We start from the raw sequence: 19,901 nt of genomic DNA, 5'->3' as shown, positions 1-19,901 counted from the left end.
ACCACATTCGCACTCTCATGCGAAGGGAGAGCCGCACGGGGAGAAGGGAAGTAGGCATACACATTCACATGCGGGCTTCCTTGGTCGGTATGCCGAGTTGATCCTATCGCTCGGGAGCGGACTGCTGGTGGGCTTAGGCTTCGCGATCGAACAAGGGGAATGGGCACCCGATTGGGTATCGCTGGCACTCTATTGCGGGGCTTATCTGGCGGGCGGCTCCTACACTTTACGCGAAGCCTTTGAAAACATACGCCGCGGCAGGTTCGAGATCGACACGCTTATGCTGGTGGCGGCGGCGGGCGCGGCGGCCATTGGCGCCTGGGCCGAAGGCGCATTGCTTCTGTTCTTATTCAGCCTTGGACATGCGCTTGAGCACTTTGCCATGGGCCGGGCTACGCAGGCCATAGAAGCCCTTGCCGAGCTTGCGCCCCAGACTGCGACCGTGAAGCGTGACGGACAGACGCATGAGATTCCGGTTGATCAATTGACCGTTGGGGAAGTCGTCGTCGTGCGGCCGAACGAACGACTACCTGCGGATGGCTTCGTGATCCAGGGACAGTCGAGCGTAAACCAGGCGCCTGTAACGGGCGAAAGCATTCCGGTCGACAAACAGCCCGTTCCAGACCTCGACATCGCACGGACTAGACCGGAGATCATTGCCTCTTCGTCGCGTGTCTTCGCAGGGACCATTAATGGCTCGGGGGCGCTCGAAGTCCAGGTGACGCGCAAGGCAAGTGAGACCGTTCTGGCGAAGGTCGTCAAGATGGTCAGCGAGGCGGAGTCTCGCAAGTCGCCTACGCAACGCTTCACCGACAGGTTTCAGCGGTTCTTCGTTCCAGCCGTCTTGATCCTGGCCGTCTTGCTGTTAGGGGCGGGGCTGGTCGTCGACGAACCGTTTGCCGCGAGTTTCTACAGGTCAATGGCGGTTCTTGTTGCCGCCAGCCCTTGTGCGCTGGCTATCGCAACGCCAAGTGCCGTGCTCTCGGGCGTTGCACGAGCGGCTCGGGGCGGCGTTCTCATCAAGGGCGGCGCGCCACTCGAAGCATTGGGCGCCGTCCGCGCCATCGCATTCGACAAGACGGGTACCCTGACCGAGGGAACCCCTCGCATCACCGACGTTGAGCCAGTGGAAGAGGTAACGGCCGAGGAGTTGCTGGCAGTCGCGGTGGCCGTGGAATCCGCCAGCGACCATCCTCTGGCGCTCGCGATTGTGCAGGACGGACGTCAGCGCCTTGGGAATCGAACGCTGGAGCCCGCGAGCGACGTGCGGAGCCTCACCGGCCGCGGCGTCCAGGCTAAGATCGGTGGCGATGTCGTGTGGATCGGGAAAGCGGAGATGTTCGGCGCGGATGGTGTACCAGCTATCAGTCCTGCCGCCAGGTCCGCGATCGAATCACTCCGCAATTCTGGGCGGACAACGATGGTGATCAAGAAGGGGGAGAGGGATCTCGGCGTCATCGGGCTGATGGACTCGCCGCGATCGGCCGCACGGCAGGTGATCGTTCGGCTGCGTGAACTGGGTATTCGCCGCATGGTGATGCTTTCGGGTGATCATCAGAAAGTAGCAGATGCGATCGCTAGCGAAGTTGGCCTCGATGACGCCCGCGGTGATCTTATGCCCGAGGACAAGGTCAAGATCATTGGTGTTCTTAAGGAGGAGTCGCGGCTGATCGCGATGGTCGGAGACGGTGTCAATGATGCTCCGGCCATGGCGGCCTCTACGGTTGGCATCGCCATGGGCGCTGCAGGTTCCGATGTGGCGCTGGAAACTGCGGATGTTGCCTTGATGGCAGACAGGCTTGAGCATCTTCCCTTTGTCGTTGGTCTCAGCCGATATACGCGCTCCATCATCCTGCAAAACCTGTTCGTCAGTCTCGGTGTGGTGGCACTGCTGGTACCGGCGACAATCTTCGGCCTGGGAATAGGACCGGCTGTCGCGGTCCACGAAGGATCCACGCTGCTTGTCGTCATAAATGCGCTGAGAATACTGGCATATCGGAGTGACGCCCCGTGACCAAAGAGCGGTCGGCTCTCTCCAAGCAGATGGAGGAGGGTGCATACAGTCTCAACCCAAAGATCCTTTGGATGTGCATGTGGGGAAGCAACTCCGCCGACGGCGCTGCGCCCTTGGAATCCGATTGATGAAGTTCAGCAAGAATGTGGGTGTAAGCGTACGACAGCTTCAAAGCTTCGAAAGCGGAAGCAACAGGGGCATAGCCCGGCGACTAACCCAATACCTAAGGTTCAGGAGTATCCTATGAGACGACTCACCTATGCATTCGCGCTACTTGCGCTGACGGGATGCTCTGGCACAGTGCCCGCATCGGGCGAAACCTCTGACGGCGAGACGTTCACTGGCACCTTTAGCCGGCGATCCGATGGCATTGGAGGCGTGGTGCTGTTGCGCAGCGACAAGGGCGCGAGCTGCGAAGGTCGATGGAATCTCGACGAGGATCAGACCGGCTCGGCGGTCGTGGTCTGCAGTGACGGCCGATCCGGAACTGCGGAGCTTTCGGCCCAAGAAGCCAACGGCACGATGAAGGGTATGCTTGGAGGAAAGCCCTTCAAGGGGACTTTTCAGGATCCCATCCGCGTCCACGCGGAATAACTTGTTCGGCGATGACGTGGCCGTCCCTCGCAACCGGAATCGAGGGCCATTCGGTCGGTGTGGTCCATACATCAGATAGACTCGTCACCATCTGCGGACAATCTTCCAGGGGAACCGGGCGAGGCCACCCATTTGCACTACGTCGAAGCGTTTCAGTACCCATCGGGTGCCGTGCGCCTCGAATTTGCGTTCACCCAATTTCTCGGCCGCAGCCGGCTGCGCCCTGTTTTGTGGGAAGCCTGACCTCGATCAGTGCCTCCCGATCAGCTATTCCCTGTCCGTTTCTTCTCGGTACTTTTTGTCGGTGAGCGCGACGTCACGAGCTTCGGAAGGCGATGCATAGGCTAGTGGATCTCGTCTAACATTTGAGTCCCGCTGAGGATTCCCTCTGCGGGTCGGGCATGCGAGTCTGTCGCATGCGACCAGGAATATCCATTACGCTCAAGCCGGCCGTCCGGCGCCGCCTCGCGGCGCTGGCGAGGGACCGCAACGCCGCCCACAAGCAAGTGTGGCGGGCCGAGATCGTGCTGCTGAGCGCTGCCGGGATCGGTACCAACGAGATCATGCGCCGGACCGGCAAGTCCAAGACCTGCGTCTGGCGCTGGCAGGAACGCTTCATGCAGGAAGGCTACGAGGGCTTGCTGCGCGACAAGACGCGGCCGTCGCGCATCCCTGCGCTTGGGACCAACGTCGCCGAGCGCGTCGTCGCGCTCAGCCAAACCGAGCCTCCTGCCGAGGCGACCCAATGGACTGCGGCCATGATGGCGAAGGCCGTCGATATCAGCGCCAGTTCCGTCCACCGTATCTGGCGCGAACACGGCCTTCAGCCGCACCGCATCAAGCAGTTCAAGCTGTCCACCGACCCGCGGTTCGTCGCCAAGCTGCGCGACATTGTCGGCCTCTACGTCGATCCACCCGCCCACGCTGTCGTCCTCTCGGTCGACGAGAAGAGCCAGATCCAGGCGCTCGACCGTACCCAGCCGGGCCTGCCCATGAAGCCGGGACGCGCCGGAACGATGACCCACGACTACAAGCGCCACGGCACGACGACACTGTTCGCCGCCCTCAATGTCCTCGACGGCACCGTCATTGGCCGCAACATGCAGCGTCATCGCCACCAGGAGTTCATTCGCTTCCTCAATACCGTCGAGGCGCAGGTCCCGAGGCGAAAGACGATCCATGCCATCGTCGACAACTATGCCACCCACAAGCATCCGAAAGTGCAGCAATGGCTCGCCCGCCATCCGCGGTGAACCTTCCACTTCACGCCAACATCGGCGTCCTGGCTCAATGCCGTCGAAGGCTTCTTCGCAAAGCTCTCACGACGTCGGCTCAAACGCGGCGTCTTCCGATCCCTCACCGACCTTCAGGCCGCCATCAATCGCTTCGTCGCCGAAACCAACAACGACCCAAAGCCCTTCGTCTGGACCGCCGATCCCAAAAAGATCATCGCCGCCGTCAGAAGAGGGTACCAAGTGTTAGATTCGTTCCACTAGGTGACATCAGACTTCTCGGCACTCTTTTGACGAGCCTAGAGGCTAACAGAAGATGGACCTTCAGGATGTCCCTCGGACACTGAAGGCGAGGGCATCGCTCTCGCCGGCGGCACTAAGCTGCTTTCCGTCGCAACGGCCGCTTTGTTACTGCCATGGCGATCGGCAACGACTTCGTCGGTCGGCCAGTGCATTTCGCGAACAGCGCGATGGCCCTGTCACACACCGCGCAATGTTCTTCGCAGCAGTCGTGCATCAGAAACGCGACGAGGTCGGACAGCGCAGAGAAGATCGCTCTGTAGATGATCGATCGCCCCTCGCGCCGGCTTTCGATCAAGCCGGCCTTTGTGAGCTGATGGAGGTGGAAGGAGATGCGCGAAGCCGAGGCGCCGTCCAAAGCTTCTGCAATCGCCCCTGCAGAACGACCGTCCGCGCCGGTGACCACGAGCATCCGAACGATTCTTAGACGGGTCTGGTTTGAGATGGCCGCGAACGCGTCCAGAGCTTGATTTTCTTCCATTTGTCGCTCAATAGTTCAACATGATTTGAAATGTATCTGTTCTCTCCGGGGCAGCGCAAACAGGGCCAATGGATGAACCATGACCGGATCGCCACGCGCGGGCCAGCAATCGGCTCCGCTTCGTGGCTGCACAAGCTGACTTGTGTTGAGGCGCCAATACGCCGCAATCGCGAAGCTCCGGCGGGGAAGCACTCGGCATGGCACGAGGCGAACTGCGCGACCTTCTCGAAACACGCCAGGTCGCAATCTATTTTTGAGCCGTGTTGCTCGGCACGCTCGCGGGCGTCCTGATCTCTGGCACTGAGCGACTTGAAGGGGCGATCAATCCAGCGCTTGCGCTAATGCTCTTCGTCACCTTCCTGCAAGTGCCGATCGCGTCGCTAAGAAGCGCTTTTCGCAATGGGCGCTTCTTTGCTGCCTTGCTCGCCGTGAACTTTATCGCGGTGCCACTGTTGGCTGCTGTACTGATTCAGTTCGCCCCGGCTGATCCTCTCATTCGGCTGGGCGTGCTGTTCGTGCTGCTGTGCCCCTGCATCGACTACGTCGTTACTTTCTCCCATCTCGGCCACGCCGACGCTCGCTTGCTGCTCGCGTCATCGCCGGTACCCCTGATCATGCAGATGGTGCTGCTGCCGATCTGGATCGCGTTGCTACTGGACGTTGACACGGCCCGATTTGTTCAAGTCGGAACTTTCCTGCATGCATTTCTCTGGCTGATCGCGGCTCCCTTGGGGGCGGCGGTGGTGTGCCAGTTCTGGGCCGCTCGCAGTTCCGTTGGCGCCCGCGCGTACGAGGCGCTCGGCCTGCTGCCGGTGCCGGCGACCGCCGCCGTGCTGTTCATCGTGATTGCTGCCGTCGTACCGCAACTCGGTCCGGCGCTGACAGCGGTGCTCGGCGTCGCGCCCTTGTACGCAGTGTTTGCGATTGTCGCGCCTCTGGTCGGCTGGATCGTCGCGGGCCTTGCCCGGCTGGATGCGCCCGCCACCGCCGCTGGCGCTGGCGGTGGCGGGCGCAATCCCGCTCGTGCCAGCGGTGATCGTCGCTCAAACGCTCATCGAGCTGGTCGCCTCGCTCGTTTACATCCGGGTGATGCCGCGTTTAGGATCGGCGGATGAATAGTAATCGTCCGACAGGTGTTGAATAGGGGGCGCTGCGGGACCGCATCCGCAACTGGCGTTGCGCGCCTGCCGACGGCGCCGCCGGGGCCAGATGTAGCCGACCGCCGCTGCCGCAAGAATGAGCGCCAGGCCGAGGAGACCGGCCACGGCGAATCCGGCACCGCCCGCTGCGAATAATGCGACGATGGGCGCCACGATGAGAGGCGCACAGCAGGCCGCGCAGGCGGCGAGCGCAACGCCGCCCGTCGCGGCGGCGCCCTTGAACAGTCTGGACCGGATCACGCCGCCACCTTCGCATTGATGAAGTGATCGAACAGGTCGCTGGCTGCCGCCTGCGCCGAGGCCGACGGAGCACGGTGAGGGCCAGGGCGACGGTGCCGTTTTCCAGATGAAGGTCGAAGGCTGCGAAGGAACAGCACTGCGTTTCCTGGGCCACCAGCTCCTGGATCTCGGCGAAGGCGGTCAGCCTGTAGTTAAGGTGGAGGCGCCGGCCGTCACGGCGGCTGCGCAGCAATGCCCTCGGGCGAGGTCGCGAATGGCGGCGACCCGCCGATCCAGCGACCTGCCGTCGAGGGTGCAGACGTTGGCAGCGCGGCTCCAGCAACACGCTGGGCCTCCGGGCCGCAGCCCGAACAACAGGCGCTGGCCGGCGTTTTCTGTTGATTGGCGTACATTCTGAACAGCCCTTCGATCACGTTGGCCAGACCCTAATCCTTCAAGTAGCTTGAAGGGCAAGCGGAGACTTTCCATGTTAACCATCGGTGGTCTGGCCAATGCGGCTGGCGTGACGGCGCCCACGATCCGCTACTACGAGGAGATCGGCTTGCTCCCGCAGGCCGGCCGGACGAGGAGCGGCCAGCGCGCCCACGACCGCGACGACGTTGCGCGCATCACCTTCATCAAGCGCAGCCGCGATTTCGGATTCTCCATCGAGCAGGTGCGCGTGCTGGCCGGACTCTCGATCAGCCGCGACAAGGATTGCACAGAGGTTCGCGACATCGCGCGCGTCCACCTGAACGAGGTACGGACCCGTCTCGCTAACCTGAAGGCACTCGAGCGCAGCCTCGATCGGTTCGTTGCTGCGTGCAGCGACGTGTGCGCCGGCGGTGCAGGCGTCGACTGCGTCATCTTCAAGGACGTTGCCGAACCGTCGACGGGCTGTTGCGGCACGACGCGGTCCGACAGCGACGAGGCCCGGCTGGCCGGGAAACGGAACGCGCGGCGATCGCCAACAGGTAGCGGGGCATCGAAGCCTCTTAAGGCCGGCGCGCGCATGCGGTCGTGATCCCGATCCCGAGGACATTAAGGGGATTGCACGCAGCAATCCATCTTGATCCTGTAGGGGCTACGGGACGCGTCATACCCGGAGGACAGGATATGGTCGTTTCCCGTCACCATGTGCTTGGCGCCGAGACAGATGAACGGCAGCAGGTGAATCCCGCAATTCCTGGATGTAGCCTTTGTCGCCCTGGGCGACGGCGTGGCCCCAGGCAGGCACGGCCACCAAAGCGACTGCCAAAATGTCGGCGCTCAAAGCCGGCGGGAGGCGGGCATACGTCAGTCTGGCTACGATCATGGGGTTTGCCATATCCGGTCCAGGGGGATAGGTCTGATGACCATGAGCGGACAACACAAAACCCACCCCGACATCGTGAAGCGCCTGAAGCGCGCCGATGGGCATCTGCGTAGCGTCGTCGAGATGATCGAGGGCGGTCGCTCGTGCCTCGAAATCGCCCAGCAGCTCCACGCGGTGGAGAAGGCGATCAGCGAAGCCAAAAAAACGTTGATCCGCGATCACCTCGATCACTGCCTCGAGGAGACGGTCGGGCCGCTGCCCAAGGCCGAGCGCCGCTCGATCGACGAGTTCAAGAAAATCACCCGCTACCTCTAGGTCCCATGCCCTCGTTTGCCGACCTCCTCCAGCAAGGCGCCGGAAACGCCTGGCTGTTCGTGCCCAGCGCGATCGTGCTGGGCGCGTTGCATGGGCTTGAGCCCGGCCATTCCAAGACGATGATGGCCGCCTTCATCGTGGCGATTCGCGGCACGGTGGGGCAGGCGATCTTGCTCGGCCTGTCGGCGACGGTCTCGCACACCCTCATCGTCTGGGGCATCGCGCTCGGCGGACTGTATTACTGGCGCGGCCTGGAGGCCGAGACGATTGAACCTTATTTCCAGCTCGCCTCGGCTGCGACCATCATCGGCATTGCGCTCTGGATGCTGTGGCGGACATGGCAGGACCAGAAGCGTGCAGTGGCCGCGAGCAGTCATCATGGTCATGGTGCCCATGCACATCCTCTTGGCCATGTGCATGGCCCGGCTCACAATGAAGAAGTCCGGCGCATCGACACCGGCCATGGCGTGCTGGCGCTGGAGATATTCGAGACCGGTGTGCCGCCCCGTTGGCGCCTCCGGAGCGAGAGCGGTCACGGCTGCGCTGCTATGGACGTGACGGTCGAGACCGAGCGTCCTGACTGTGACCGGCAGATCTTCAGCTTCGTTGCGCGCAACGGCTTCCTAGAATCGGTCGAGGAGATTCCCGAGCCACACGCATTCATGGCTCGGGTGCGGTTAACACACGGCGACCATTCGCACGAGTACGATGTTGCGTTCGTCGAGGGTGATGGCGCCGATCACATGCATGAGGAGCTGCGTGGGCTGAATGTTGCGACAGGCGGCTATCAGGATGCCCATGAGCTTGCCCACGCCAACAATATTCGCCACCGCTTTGCCGATCGCAACGTCACGAAGTGGCAGATCGTTCTGTTCGGCCTGACGGGCGGACTCATTCCATGTCCAGCTGCGATTACGGTTTTGCTGCTCTGTCTTCAACTCAAGGAAGTCGCTCTGGGAGCGACGCTGGTCCTGTGCTTCTCGATTGGCCTGGCCCTGACTCTCGTCACCGTTGGAGCCGCTGCGGCGCTGAGCGTACGTCACGCGACCCAACGCTTCGCTTGGTTCTCGACTTTTGCTCGGCGCGCGCCCTATTTCTCAAGCTTACTGATCATAGGTGTCGGCCTTTATGTCGGATTCCATGGCTGGCGCGGCCTCGTGTTCTAGCGGATGCGCCCGAGGACGGACGCCACCGAGCAATCCCAAGATTAAGATCAACGGCGAGGTGACTAGTTCGAGATAGACCAGCCCTTGAGGACTTGGTGGAAGTTGCAGCCGACCATCGCCCGGCCACCGCGCCGCGGGTCGACACCAAGCTTGCCGAAGCAACCGATGGTGACGGCCGATCCGAGGCTGATGCCGGCGGCGATTCCCGAGCTGCTCGGGGGCAAAGTAGCAAGCAACGGTTTCGGGTTCTTTGTAGGTGAGAGCAACGCTCCCGCCGGCGGCACTAAGCTGCTCTCCGTCGCAACTGCTGCTTTGCTATCGTTGTCGCGACCGGCGACGACTTCGTCGGCCTTCGAGTGCATTTCGCAAACAGCGCAATGGCTCTATCGCATGCCACACAATGTCCTTCGCAACAGCCGTGTATCAGAAACGCAACGAGATCGGACAGTGCGGAGAAGATCGCGCTGTAGATGATCTATGCGCCTCGCACCGGCTTTCGTTCAGGCCGCTCTGTTCGAGCTGATTGAGGTGGAAGGAGATTCGCGCGGCTGGGGGCTTGTCTACGACGATTTGCGACGTCTTGATTGCATGTCATGTGCCGCGTGTCGTTGAGCCCCAAGACCCTGACGCTGTGGCGGGCATTCGACGCCTATTTCAGTCAGAGCGTCGATTACCGTAGCGTAATAGCCGCAGGGCGTTGGCGGTGACGAGCACCGTTGCGCCGGTGTCGGCGAGGATCGCCATCCAGAGCGGCGTGCTCCCGACGAGAGTCGTCACCAGGAAAATGGCTTTCAGGCCGAGCGCGAGAGCGATGTTCTGCCAGATGTTGCTCATGGTCGCCCGCGACAGCGAGATCAGCGCAGCGACGCCTTCGATTCGCTCCTTCATCAGAGCGACGTCGGCGGTCTCCAGCGCAACGTCGGTGCCGCCGCCCATTGCGATGCCCACCGATGCGGCAGCGAGTGCCGGGGCGTCGTTGATGCCGTCGCCGATCATCGCAATCGGTCCTTTGGCGCGGTAGGCCGCAATCGCGGCGAGCTTGGCGTCGGGCAGGAGCTCGGCCCGCACGTCTAGGCCGAGCAGGCTGCCGATCGACGTAGCCGTGCGTGCATTGTCGCCGGTCAGCATGACGCTGCGCACGCCGAGAGACCGGAGCTTCTCCAGGCCGGCGCGCGCATCCGGACGCGGCTCGTCGCGCAGCGCGATCATTCCCAGCGCCTGGGCGCCCTGCAGGACGACGACCACGGTCTTGCCGGCCTGCTCCAGCGCCGCGACCCTGTCCGCTTGATCCGGCGTGAGCGCCGACTTTCCCGCGGCATGGCGTGGGGATCCGACCGATACGAAACCCGCCTTGAGGCGCGCCGTCACCGCCTTGCCGGGGGTGACGCTGCTGCCGCCGAAGGCGCGGGGAATGTCGAGCCCGCGCCGCTCCGCTTCGGCGACGATGGCGAGACCCAGCGGATGACTGGAGCCACGCTCGACGGCGGCCGCCATGGCCAGCATGTCGTTCTCGTCACCTGCAAGACACACGATGTCGGTGATCTGCGGCTTGCCGCGCGTCAGCGTGCCTGTCTTGTCGAACGCGACGGTCTTCACCTTGCTCAACGTCTCCAGCGCGGCGCCTCCCTTCATGAGGAGGCCGCGCCGGGCGCCGTTGGCCAGGCCCGACGCGACCGCGGCCGGCGTCGAGATCACAAGCGCGCAGGGACAGGCAATGAGGAGAACGGCCAGGCCGCGATAGATCCAGGTGAACCAGTCGGCGCCGAACAACAGCGGCGGCCCGACGATCACCAGCAACGAGATGGCCATCGCCGCCGGCGTGTACCACTGGCTGAACGTCTCGATGAAGCGGGCCACCGGCGCCTTGGTCGCTTGCGCCTCTTCGACCGCATGGATGATTCGCGCAATCGTGTTGTCGGCGGTCGTGCGGCTGATTTTGACCTGCAGCTCGCCGTCGATGCCGATGCTGCCGGCATAGACGGTCGAGCCGGGCTCCTTCAGCACGGCCACCGATTCGCCGGTCACGGGCGCCTCATCGACGCCGGACGTGCCGTCGATCACGTCGCCGTCAGACGGCACTCGGTCGCCCGGCCGGACCAGCACGACATCGCCGATCTGCAGCGCCTCGACGGGCACGGTTTCGACCTCGGATCCGCGCAGCCGGCGGGCCGTGCGAGGCACCAGGTCCATCAAGGCCCTAATGCCGGCCCGGGCGCGGCCCGATGCGAGGCCCTCGAGCAGCTCGCCAACCGAGAACAGGAAGATGACGAGGGCGGCTTCCGGCGCTTGGCCGATCGCAACCGCGCCGAGGGCGGCGACCGACATCAGCATCTCGATGCTGAAGGGCGTTCCGGACAGAGCGGCAACGATCGCACGCCGCCCAATGGGGACCAGTCCGATGGCCGTGGCGGCAACATAGGCCCACGTCGCCCATGACGGTTCGATGTGGGAGACGATGTAGGCGACGGCGAGCAGCGCCGCGGTGCCGATGACCAGCCTGCCTCGCGGCGACCTCCACCACGGGGCGGTCGCAGCCTGCGCGTCGTTGGCCGGGGTCCGTGCCACATCGGAGCCGGCCGGCGTGTAGCCCAGCGCTCGGATCTTGCCTTCGATGACTGCTCGAGAGGTTCGATCCTCGTCGAGCGTCACTGAAAGCAGTTCCTGCCCATAGCTCACCGAAATGTCGGTGACGCCGGGAAGCCGCTTCATGGCGTTCTCGATCTTGGTCGCGCAGGCGGCGCAATCCATGCCGCCGACGTGCAACTTCAAAGGAATGGTCATGGCGCTTCCAGTTATAGCATCAAAATTTCAGCTCGCCTGCGTGTCGATAAATCGCGGTGTCGGCGGCTAGCAGCGCGTCAGCAGACGCAATCCCGCGATCAGAAGAATACCGCTGAGCACGAAGCGCGTCGTGCGTTCGGACAGAAAGCGCCGTCCGATCATAGTGCCCAGGGCCGCGCCGACGAGCGCGGCGCCGGCATAGACAGGCAATTCGGCCGCCATCGTCTGCCCCGCGGCCAAGGCGCCGGCGAGGCCGGTCAACGAATTGCCCAAGATGAACAGCAGCGACAGCGCGGCGGAATGGCGGAGCGACGTCCAGGCTAAGACGATCAGGGCAGGGGGCGATGACCGCCGCCCGCGCCGGTCAGACCCGACAGCAGGCCCGCCGCGCCGCCCAGCAGCGCTAGATCGCGTTATGCTCCTTTGTCAGCAGGAAACAGACAAAAGCGGCGAATGCGAAGGTGGCCGCGAGTGCGCCCTCTGCACCAAACACGGACCATTCGCTGGCGGCCATCGGATGCAAATTAGCATGCACAAATAGCGTGACAGCGAGCAGCGATAGCGAGCCCGTCAGCACGATGGTAGAAAACAAGACCACAAGAGCTGGTCGCAGTCGCAAGGCTGCATGCGTCAGCAACAGAAAGCCGACGGCGAGAGAAGGGGCAGTCAGACTGTGATCGAACCTCTGACCTCGAGCAAACAGGTGTTCGTGAAAAAGGGCCACTACCAACAGGGCATCGATGACAACGAAGACCGACGTGAACCAAGCTGGCCCCCTTCGTATCCAGGTAAGCACCAAGGCAACGAAGGTCGCGATCACGTAACCGCCGATCACTTGAGCATGCACGAGCAGGCTATCGCCGTGGTTGCTAGCCATAAGGTTAAGCACGAGCACGGCGAAGACCAGCACCCGCAACCACGCGGACCGTATTTCGCGGCGCCACCGGAGTTCCTCCAGCGAAAGGCCGGCTTCATTTATAGCTAGCGCAAACAAAGGCGTTAGATTCGAAATGCTCTCAGCCGCAAGGCATTTGCAATGACACTGAACGAGGACAGCGCCATGGCAGCTGCTGCGATGATCGGCGACAGGAGGATGCCGAAAGAGGGGTAGAGCACGCCCGCGGCGATCGGGACGCCGGCGGCATTGTACACGAAGGCGAAGAAGAGATTCTGGCGGATGTTGCGCATCGTCGCTTCGGACAAGCGTCTGGCCCGCACGATGCCCATCAGGTCGCCCTTGAGCAGCGTCACGCCTGCACTCTCGATGGCAACATCTGTGCCGGTTCCCATGGCAATTCCTACATCTGCCGCAGCCAGCGCCGGCGCGTCATTGACGCCGTCGCCGGCCATGGCGACGACGCGGCCTTCGGCCCGCAACTTCTCGATGATCGCGCTCTTCTGTTCGGGAAGCACGTCCGCTTCGACCTCGGCAATGCCGAGCCGGCGCGCGACGGCTTCCGCCGTGGTGCGGTTGTCTCCGGTAAGCATGACGACCCGGATGTTCTCGGCGGTGAGCGCGCGGATCGCCTCGGGCGTTGTCGGCTTCACTGGATCGGCAATGGCAAAGACAGCCGCCGGGACTCCATCCACGGCAAGGAAGATCGCGGTTGCGCCCTCGAGCCGGAGACGCTCCGCTTCTGCCTGCAGACTGTCCGGACTGACGCCGAATTCCGCGAGGAACTTTGCGTTGCCAAGCACTAGTTTGCGACCGTCAACCGTGCCGACTACGCCCTTGCCGGTCGGCGAGTCGAACTCGCTTACCTCTGATAATTTAATCTTCCGGTCGGCAGCTTCCTTGACGATCGCCAGGGCAAGCGGATGCTCGCTGGCCCTCTCGGCACTTGCCGCCAGCGTCAGGACCGCGATCTCCGTGAACTCCTTGCCAGGGACGATGGCCACCACCTTCGGCTTGCCCTCCGTTAAAGTTCCGGTCTTGTCGACCACCAGCGTATCCACACGCTCCATGCGCTCCAATGCTTCCGCGTTTTTAATCAGGATGCCTGCCTGCGCACCGCGCCCGACGCCGACCATGATCGACATGGGTGTGGCAAGGCCCAGCGCGCAGGGACATGCGATGATCAGAACGGCGACGGCGGCGACGAGCCCGTAGGCGAGCCGCGGCTCTGGTCCAAACACGGACCAGACGATGAAGGCTGCAATCGAAACGGCGATCACGACGGGCACGAAGTATCCAGAGACCTGGTCGGCCAGCCTCTGGATCGGCGCGCGACTGCGTTGAGCTTCGGCCACCATCTGGACGATTCGGGCGAGCATCGTGTCGCGGCCCACCTTGTCCGCGCGCATGACCAGGGCCCCCGTCGAATTGAGGGTGCCGGCGATCAGACTTGCACCCGTCTCCTTGGTGACGGGCATGGATTCGCCGGTGACCATCGACTCGTCGATCGCCGACCGGCCGCTCAGCACCTCGCCGTCTACGGGCACCTTCTCGCCCGGCCTGACGCGCAGGCGATCACCGACCGAGATGGCGTCTAGCGACACAGTCTCGTCGCTGCCATCCTCCTTGAGCCGTTGCGCGGTCTTGGGGGCGAGATCAAGCAGGGCCTTGATGGCGCCGGAAGTCTGCGCACGCGCGCGGAGCTCGAGCACTTGGCCCAGCAGGACGAGCACCGTGATGACGGCCGCGGCCTCGAAGTACACTGCCACCGAACCATCGCTGCTCCGAAAGGCGGCCGGGAACAGACCAGGCGCGAGGACGGCCACGACGCTGTAAATCCAGGACACGCCAGTGCCGACGGCAATCAGCGTGAACATGTTGAGGTTGCGTGTGACCATGGACTGCCAGCCACGCACGAAGAAGGGCCAGCCGGCCCACAACACGACCGGCGTGGCCAGGACCAGCTGAATCCAGTTGGAAGTCCTCTGATCGAGCAGCATGTGAAGCGACGTGAGGTGTCCGCCCATCTCGAGCGCCACGACGGGCAAGCTGAAAGCCAAGCCAATCCACATGCGCCGCGACATGTCGATCAGCTCGTGGTTCGGGCCATCGTCGAGCGAGACCTCTGCGGGTTCGAGCGCCATGCCGCAGATCGGGCAGCTCCCCGGACCGACCTGTCGGATTTCTGGATGCATGGGGCAGGTAAAAATCGTGCCGGGCGCTACGGGAATGGCGGGTGTCTTGTCCCCTGGCTTGAGATAGCGGGCCGGCTCCGCCTCGAACTTCTGCAGGCACTTGGGGCTGCAGAAGTAATAGGTCTGGCCTTCATGCACGGTCGTGTGCTTTGCCGTCGCGACGTTTACCGTCATGCCGCACACGGGGTCCGTCGCGGTGTCAACCGCGGTGGGCTGGGGATGGGCATGGCCCTGATGGGCGGCGTGTCCGCCGCTGCAGCAATCGTGTTTCATGGCTTGCCATGTATACCCTACAGGGGTATGGTTCAAGGCATGGATGCTAAATTAAAGAAATCTCAACTCGCCCGGCTCGGCCGCATCGAGGGTCAGGTGCGTGGAATCGCCCGAATGATTGAGGAGGAGCGGTACTGCATCGACGTGCTGACGCAGGTCCGCGCCGTGCGCGCCGCGCTGAACAAGGTCGAGCAGGAGACGCTTGCTGACCATCTGCAACATTGTGTCGCCCATGCCTTCCATGCAGGCTCGGAGAAGGACAGGATCGGTAAGATCGAAGAGATTCTTGAAGTCCTCGACAGTCGCCGCCGCTGACCGCTTGCGATTCTGCTAATTGACAACTCACCAGTCCCTGCTCATTTATTGCCTCATGATCGCCGCGCTTTCTCTAAGAAGGCTTGCACAAGCAGTTTTGCTTGCGCTTGCGGCATGGCTGCTCACTGCGGGTGTTGCATCTGCTCACGGCGGTCATGCGGGCATGGACACGCGGTCTCCGTCAGAAGCGGTGTCATCGCTGCCGGCTTCCCAGAATGGAGATCTCACAGCGGGTAGCGCCGAGCTAGCGGAAGGGAATGAGGCGTTTGTTGAGCGCGGCGAAGACTCTTGCCCGACTGGCAACCCTGCGAAACACGCCGGTAGTTGCTGCACTGTGGCGTGTCATGCTGCAATGGCTGCCCCGGCCATCGATCCTTGGATTGGGCCCAGAGCGGTATTGTCCCTTCTCTCCGGGCTGAGCGACATGCTCGAGGGCCGCTGCGGCGATCGTTCGGAACGTCCACCCAGACTCGTCTGACCGCGTTCGCGCCATAGGCGCGTGTCCGGTAGAGAGCCTCTGATCGGTTCATCACCTCACGACACCTGACTTGCGCGAACTCCAAGAGGTCGCCGCGACCCGTGGCGATGCTCCGTCCGTCGCGTTCACGTTAATTCCGTTTGGGTCGTCATCATGAAATTCTTGGTTCTAGCCGTGCTCGCGCTGGGAGCGGCTTCCTGCGCCGCGCCGCCTTTACCCGAGTTGTCGCCTACCGATGCGTCCAGTTCGGATGCTCCGACCGTCGCCACTCCCTACCAGCCGGTGATGTCCGGCACTGCCCCCCACATGCCTGTCGGGCTAAAGCCCTGGCGGGAACTTAATGATCGCGTCACTCCCGGCGCGGGTCGTTCACAATGAAGATCATCACAAGAACTGCCGCCATTGCATGCGTAAGCTTGCTGGCCGCGGGCTGTGCGAAGTTCACGGACGATGGCGGCATGGCGCCAGTGACCGACAGCATTAGGAAGGAAATTGGCCGTGACGCGGTCAAGCTTTCGTCGCCCGAAGATATGCGTCGCGCACGCGAGCGCGTACAGGCTTTGCTGTCGGAGCCCCTGACCGAAGATACGGCCGTACAGATTGCACTACTCAACAATCGCGGGCTGCAGGCGGCGTACAACGATCTCGGAGTGTCGGAGGCTGAGTATGTCCAGACCAGCCTGCCCCCAAATCCGGCCATTACCGTGGGCCGTTCCTTCGGTACAGGCAGCTTCGTTGAGTTCGGCTTTCAGCTCGTCGGGAACTTGCTCGCATTTGCGACGCTGCCGAGAAAGTCTGAGATTGCGAAGCGTGAATTCGAAGAAGCGCGCTACCGCGCGGTCGCGACGACCCTCAGCCTGACTATTGATGTACGTCGGACTTACATCAAGGCGATTGCTGCCCAGCAACGCCTCGCCCTGCTGGAGCAGGCCCGACAGACCGCCGACGCATCGGCCCGAATGATGCAGCAGCTTGGCGAAACAGGTGCAGCCAACAAGCTCGACCAGGCGCGCGTCACCGCTTTTTATGCCGACCTGAGCGCCCAGGTTGCTCAAGCGCGACTGAGCGTCAGCAGCACACGTGAAGCTCTAAACCGGATGCTGGGCGTCTGGGGAAGTGATCTCACCTATAAGCTGCCGGCTCGTCTTCCGGCCCTGCCCGCGGCCGCGGATGCTCTTGCGGATATTGAAGTCGAAGCGATGAAGCGGCGCGTCGATCTCATCATTCTTCGCTACGAGATCGTGACGCTTGCGAAATCGGCAAAATTCGTCGACGCCACCCGCTACATGTCTTTTCTGGAACTTGGGCTCGGCTTCAGAAACGAAGTCGAAACCAATGATGCTGGCGAACAGACGTCAAAGAACAGATACGGTCTAGAGCTAGGCCTCGTGATTCCGATTTTTGACACCGGTGAAACCCGTGTGATCACGGCGCGGGAAATCTATATGCGCGCCGTCAACAGACTTATCGAGCGTTCCGTTAACGCCCGCTCGGAAGCGCGAGTTGCTTACACGACCTATCGCGCGACCTATGATATCGCGCGATTCTACCAATCGCGCATCGTACCGCTTCGACGCCAAATTTCGGCTGAGGTTCTCCTCCGTTACAACGGCATGCTCGTCGACGTTTTCGAGGTGCTGATCGAGGAGCGTGAGCGAATCACGGCCAACATCGCCTCGCTCGATGCGTTACGCGACTACCACCTCGCCGTCGCCGACATGCAGGCTGCTTTGATTGTTGGCGGCACCGTTCCGCCGTCCGGCGTCATCAACACGACCCCACCTCCGGAAACCGTCCCTCTCGGACTCTAGAAAAAGGGAGAAACACATGAGCATCTCCAGACGCGATCTCGTTGGAGCATCCGGGCTCGCACTCCTCGGCGCTGCCGCCGTAAGCGGGCGTGTCCAGGCGCAATCCATACCCGAAGCGCCGACTGCCACCACAAATACGATGCAGCCGCCTCTCTACCCGACCAGCGGCCCAGACTATCAGCCGGTGGTTACGCTGAATGGCTGGACGTTGCCTTGGCGTCAGAACGGTGACTGGAAAGAGTTCCATCTGGTCGCAGAGCCGGTCGAGCGCGAAATGGCACCGGGCATGACGGCGCGGCTGTGGGGCTACAATGGCCAGAGCCCTGGGCCCACGATCGAGGCCGTCGAAGGCGACAAGGTGCGGATCTTCGTCACCAACCGCCTGCCGGAGCACACCACCATCCACTGGCACGGACAACTGCTCCCGTGCGGCATGGACGGCGTTGGGGGTCTCACCCAGCCGCACATCAAACCGGGCCAAACATTCGTCTACGAGTTCCAGCTCATGAAAAGCGGAACCTTCATGTACCACCCACATGCCGACGAAATGGTGCAGATGGCAATGGGCATGATGGGGTTCTTCGTCGTCCATCCGCGCGATCCCAAGCTGCATCGCGTCGACCGCGACTTCGTCTTCTTGCTTAGCAGCTACGACATCGATCCCGGCAACTACGTGCCGAAGGTCGCTGAAATGCTGAATTTCAACATGTGGACCTTCAACAGCCGAGTCTTTCCAGGAATCGATCCGCTGGTGATCGCGAAGGGCGACAGGGTTCGGGTGCGGGTGGGCAATCTCACAATGACCAATCATCCAATCCACATGCACGGCTATGACTTCGAAGTGACGTGCACGGATGGCGGCTGGGTACGCCCCGAAGCGCGCTGGCCCGAGGTAACTATCGACATACCGGTCGGCGCCATGCGGGCCTACGAATTCGACGCCGTCTATCCGGGTGACTGGGCTTTGCACTGCCACAAGTCTCACCACACGATGAACGCGATGGGCCACGACATCCGTACCTTCATTGGCGTCGACAAGAAGCAGTTTGCAAAGCAGATGCGGCGCATGGTGCCGGATTACATGCCGATGGGAAGTGCCGGCATGGCCGACATGGGCGAGATGGAAATGCAGCTGCCGGACAACACCCTGCCAATGATGACTGGCTTCGCGCAATTCGGGGCAGTTGAAATGGGCGGCATGTTCACAGTCGTGAAGGTGCGCGAAGGCCTCGCCGCTAACGATTACAGGGATCCGGGTTGGTACAAGCACCCGCCCGGAACGGTCGCCTGGGAATGGAAAGGGCCTAGGCCCGCGGCGACTCGCGCTCCATCGCCTACGCCGCCTTCGAAGACCGGTGGCGCGCAACCACGCGCGGTTAAGCCGTCAGATCATGGTTCCCACTAGTAGTTCAATCATGAAGGCAATCTTGAAAGTTCGAACTCTCCTCGCTGTATTCATTGCTGCCGTGCTACTGACCGGCGCGGCCACGGCTAGCCCTGGACACAAGCCAGGCGAAGGGCATTCGCACGGCGACGATGCGGTATATGGCAAGCCGGGTGATCCCAAGAAGCCAGCGCGCATCGTTCAAATCGTCTTCCGCGAGGATGATGGGAAGATGCTGTTTCTGCCCGACAAGCTCAAGTTCAAGAAGGGTGAGCAAGTCCGCTTCCAGCTTCGCAACAATGGCGTCCTCGACCATGAGTTCGTCATCGGCACTGTCGAGGAAAACCTGAAGCACATGAAGGACATGGAAAAGAATCCGGACATGGAGCACGACGATCCTAATGCAAAGCGTCTGAAGCCCAAGGCAACCGGGGAGATCCTCTGGCAGTTTACCCAAGCGGGAACCTTTGACTTCTCTTGCCTCATTCCCGGACACCGCCAGGCCGGCATGTTCGGCACCATTGTCGTTGAGTAAGCCAACACAACTGAAGGAGCATCAAATGTTCAAGAATATCGTCACTATCGTGCTGACTGCGATCCTGTTCTCGGTTCCGGCATGGGCCGACGGCACCATGGTGAAGGCTGAGGTCGTAAAGGTGGACAAGTCAGCTGGAAAGGTCACGCTGAAGCATGGCCCCATAAAGAATCTCGATATGGACGCCATGACCATGGTGTTCCGCGTCGCTGATCCCGCCATGCTCGAAAAGGTGAAAGCCGGGGACAAGATCGAATTCGAGGCCGATCGCGTCAATGGCGCCATCACCGTCACCAAGATGGGCAAAGGGCACTGATGGTGCGCCGATGAAGCGGGCGATGGTCGGCGCCGCTGTTTGCCTAGCCGTGACAGCCATTAGAGGGCCGTCAGCAGTCGCCGACGACCGCGAGTTGCAGGCGATATTGGTCAAGCAAGCTT

Annotated in this window: 15 protein-coding genes and 2 pseudogenes; 12 read left to right on the top strand and 5 right to left on the bottom strand. The window is 62.3% G+C overall.

The features are described from left to right. Window positions 1–10: 10 nt before the first annotated feature. The 3 genes and pseudogenes from ACT6UX_RS14610 to ACT6UX_RS14600 all read left to right on the top strand — a co-directional run. Window positions 11–2,014: pseudogene (locus tag ACT6UX_RS14610) on the top strand (heavy metal translocating P-type ATPase); the annotation flags it as partial. A 243-nt stretch (window positions 2,015–2,257) separates the two neighbouring features. After that, on the top strand, window positions 2,258–2,608 hold the full coding sequence (locus ACT6UX_RS14605) for a hypothetical protein (RefSeq protein ID WP_444775879.1): 351 nt from the start codon (window positions 2,258–2,260) through the stop codon (window positions 2,606–2,608). A gap of 416 nt (window positions 2,609–3,024) precedes the next feature. Next, window positions 3,025–4,104: pseudogene (locus tag ACT6UX_RS14600) on the top strand (IS630 family transposase). Window positions 4,105–4,216: 112 nt separating this feature from the next. Here the strand turns inward: ACT6UX_RS14600 and ACT6UX_RS14595 are convergent. Beyond that, on the bottom strand, window positions 4,217–4,621 hold the full coding sequence (locus ACT6UX_RS14595) for an ArsR/SmtB family transcription factor (RefSeq protein ID WP_444775878.1): 405 nt from the start codon (window positions 4,619–4,621) through the stop codon (window positions 4,217–4,219). Between the two features lie 263 nt (window positions 4,622–4,884). Between ACT6UX_RS14595 and ACT6UX_RS14590 the strand changes: the two genes are divergently transcribed. The 4 genes from ACT6UX_RS14590 (at window position 4,885) to ACT6UX_RS14575 (ending at window position 8,796) form a co-directional block, all read left to right on the top strand. Then, complete coding sequence (locus ACT6UX_RS14590) at window positions 4,885–5,736, top strand: arsenic resistance protein (protein WP_444775877.1); 852 nt, start codon at window positions 4,885–4,887, stop codon at window positions 5,734–5,736. A gap of 751 nt (window positions 5,737–6,487) precedes the next feature. Next, a complete protein-coding gene (locus ACT6UX_RS14585; RefSeq protein ID WP_444775876.1) occupies window positions 6,488–7,024 on the top strand; it encodes a MerR family transcriptional regulator in 537 nt (178 codons plus the stop codon). Between the two features lie 333 nt (window positions 7,025–7,357). Continuing rightward, window positions 7,358–7,630, top strand: a complete 273-nt coding sequence (locus tag ACT6UX_RS14580) for a metal-sensing transcriptional repressor (RefSeq protein ID WP_444775875.1) — start codon at window positions 7,358–7,360, stop codon at window positions 7,628–7,630. A gap of 5 nt (window positions 7,631–7,635) precedes the next feature. Further along, window positions 7,636–8,796 (top strand): nickel/cobalt efflux transporter, encoded by a 1,161-nt coding sequence (locus ACT6UX_RS14575; RefSeq protein WP_444775874.1) that lies wholly within the window; start codon window positions 7,636–7,638, stop codon window positions 8,794–8,796. Window positions 8,797–9,450: 654 nt separating this feature from the next. On the opposite strand, the gene ACT6UX_RS14570 is transcribed toward ACT6UX_RS14575, so the two are convergent. The 4 genes from ACT6UX_RS14570 to ACT6UX_RS14555 form a co-directional block, all read right to left on the bottom strand. Then, a complete protein-coding gene (locus ACT6UX_RS14570; RefSeq protein WP_444775873.1) occupies window positions 9,451–11,577 on the bottom strand; it encodes a heavy metal translocating P-type ATPase in 2,127 nt (708 codons plus the stop codon). Between the two features lie 66 nt (window positions 11,578–11,643). Continuing rightward, window positions 11,644–11,907: a hypothetical protein gene (locus ACT6UX_RS14565; protein WP_444775897.1), complete on the bottom strand. Its 264-nt coding sequence runs from the start codon at window positions 11,905–11,907 to the stop codon at window positions 11,644–11,646. 73 nt (window positions 11,908–11,980) lie between these two features. Beyond that, a complete protein-coding gene (locus tag ACT6UX_RS14560; RefSeq protein ID WP_444775872.1) occupies window positions 11,981–12,487 on the bottom strand; it encodes a hypothetical protein in 507 nt (168 codons plus the stop codon). A gap of 89 nt (window positions 12,488–12,576) precedes the next feature. Then, the gene (locus ACT6UX_RS14555) at window positions 12,577–14,940 is read right to left on the bottom strand and encodes a heavy metal translocating P-type ATPase (RefSeq protein WP_444775871.1); all 2,364 of its coding nucleotides are present in this window, start codon (window positions 14,938–14,940) and stop codon (window positions 12,577–12,579) included. On the opposite strand from ACT6UX_RS14555, the gene ACT6UX_RS14550 reads away from it, so the two are divergent. The 5 genes from ACT6UX_RS14550 (at window position 14,893) to ACT6UX_RS14530 (ending at window position 19,779) form a co-directional block, all read left to right on the top strand. Continuing rightward, window positions 14,893–15,255: a metal-sensitive transcriptional regulator gene (locus ACT6UX_RS14550; RefSeq protein WP_444775870.1), complete on the top strand. Its 363-nt coding sequence runs from the start codon at window positions 14,893–14,895 to the stop codon at window positions 15,253–15,255. The two genes, ACT6UX_RS14555 and ACT6UX_RS14550, sit on opposite strands and share 48 nt — an antisense overlap. A gap of 852 nt (window positions 15,256–16,107) precedes the next feature. Beyond that, window positions 16,108–17,544 carry a TolC family protein gene (locus tag ACT6UX_RS14545; protein ID WP_444775869.1) on the top strand — a complete coding sequence of 479 codons (1,437 nt, stop codon included), beginning with the start codon at window positions 16,108–16,110 and terminating at the stop codon, window positions 17,542–17,544. A 16-nt stretch (window positions 17,545–17,560) separates the two neighbouring features. Next, window positions 17,561–18,949, top strand: a complete 1,389-nt coding sequence (locus ACT6UX_RS14540) for a multicopper oxidase family protein (protein ID WP_444775868.1) — start codon at window positions 17,561–17,563, stop codon at window positions 18,947–18,949. 10 nt (window positions 18,950–18,959) lie between these two features. Beyond that, the gene (locus ACT6UX_RS14535; protein ID WP_444775867.1) at window positions 18,960–19,463 is read left to right on the top strand and encodes a cupredoxin domain-containing protein; all 504 of its coding nucleotides are present in this window, start codon (window positions 18,960–18,962) and stop codon (window positions 19,461–19,463) included. A 25-nt stretch (window positions 19,464–19,488) separates the two neighbouring features. Continuing rightward, window positions 19,489–19,779 (top strand): copper-binding protein, encoded by a 291-nt coding sequence (locus ACT6UX_RS14530; protein WP_444775866.1) that lies wholly within the window; start codon window positions 19,489–19,491, stop codon window positions 19,777–19,779. Window positions 19,780–19,901: the final 122 nt, after the last annotated feature.

The sequence above is a fragment of the Reyranella sp. genome (assembly GCF_052439685.1).
Taxonomy (GTDB): domain Bacteria; phylum Pseudomonadota; class Alphaproteobacteria; order Reyranellales; family Reyranellaceae; genus Reyranella.
This window is presented reverse-complemented; position numbering and strand designations above follow the sequence as displayed.

What these genes read in the sequence shown, in the direction of transcription:
- ACT6UX_RS14545 (WP_444775869.1), top strand. Translation starts at nt 16,108, where the DNA reads ATGAAGATCATCACAAGAACTGCCGCCATTGCATGCGTAAGCTTGCTG.
- ACT6UX_RS14555 (WP_444775871.1), bottom strand. Translation starts at nt 14,940, where the DNA reads ATGAAACACGATTGCTGCAGCGGCGGACACGCCGCCCATCAGGGCCAT.
- ACT6UX_RS14530 (WP_444775866.1), top strand. Translation starts at nt 19,489, where the DNA reads ATGTTCAAGAATATCGTCACTATCGTGCTGACTGCGATCCTGTTCTCG.
- ACT6UX_RS14585 (WP_444775876.1), top strand. Translation starts at nt 6,488, where the DNA reads ATGTTAACCATCGGTGGTCTGGCCAATGCGGCTGGCGTGACGGCGCCC.
- ACT6UX_RS14595 (WP_444775878.1), bottom strand. Translation starts at nt 4,621, where the DNA reads ATGGAAGAAAATCAAGCTCTGGACGCGTTCGCGGCCATCTCAAACCAG.
- ACT6UX_RS14580 (WP_444775875.1), top strand. Translation starts at nt 7,358, where the DNA reads ATGAGCGGACAACACAAAACCCACCCCGACATCGTGAAGCGCCTGAAG.
- ACT6UX_RS14540 (WP_444775868.1), top strand. Translation starts at nt 17,561, where the DNA reads ATGAGCATCTCCAGACGCGATCTCGTTGGAGCATCCGGGCTCGCACTC.
- ACT6UX_RS14550 (WP_444775870.1), top strand. Translation starts at nt 14,893, where the DNA reads ATGGCCCTGATGGGCGGCGTGTCCGCCGCTGCAGCAATCGTGTTTCAT.
- ACT6UX_RS14575 (WP_444775874.1), top strand. Translation starts at nt 7,636, where the DNA reads ATGCCCTCGTTTGCCGACCTCCTCCAGCAAGGCGCCGGAAACGCCTGG.
- ACT6UX_RS14535 (WP_444775867.1), top strand. Translation starts at nt 18,960, where the DNA reads ATGAAGGCAATCTTGAAAGTTCGAACTCTCCTCGCTGTATTCATTGCT.
- ACT6UX_RS14605 (WP_444775879.1), top strand. Translation starts at nt 2,258, where the DNA reads ATGAGACGACTCACCTATGCATTCGCGCTACTTGCGCTGACGGGATGC.
- ACT6UX_RS14570 (WP_444775873.1), bottom strand. Translation starts at nt 11,577, where the DNA reads ATGACCATTCCTTTGAAGTTGCACGTCGGCGGCATGGATTGCGCCGCC.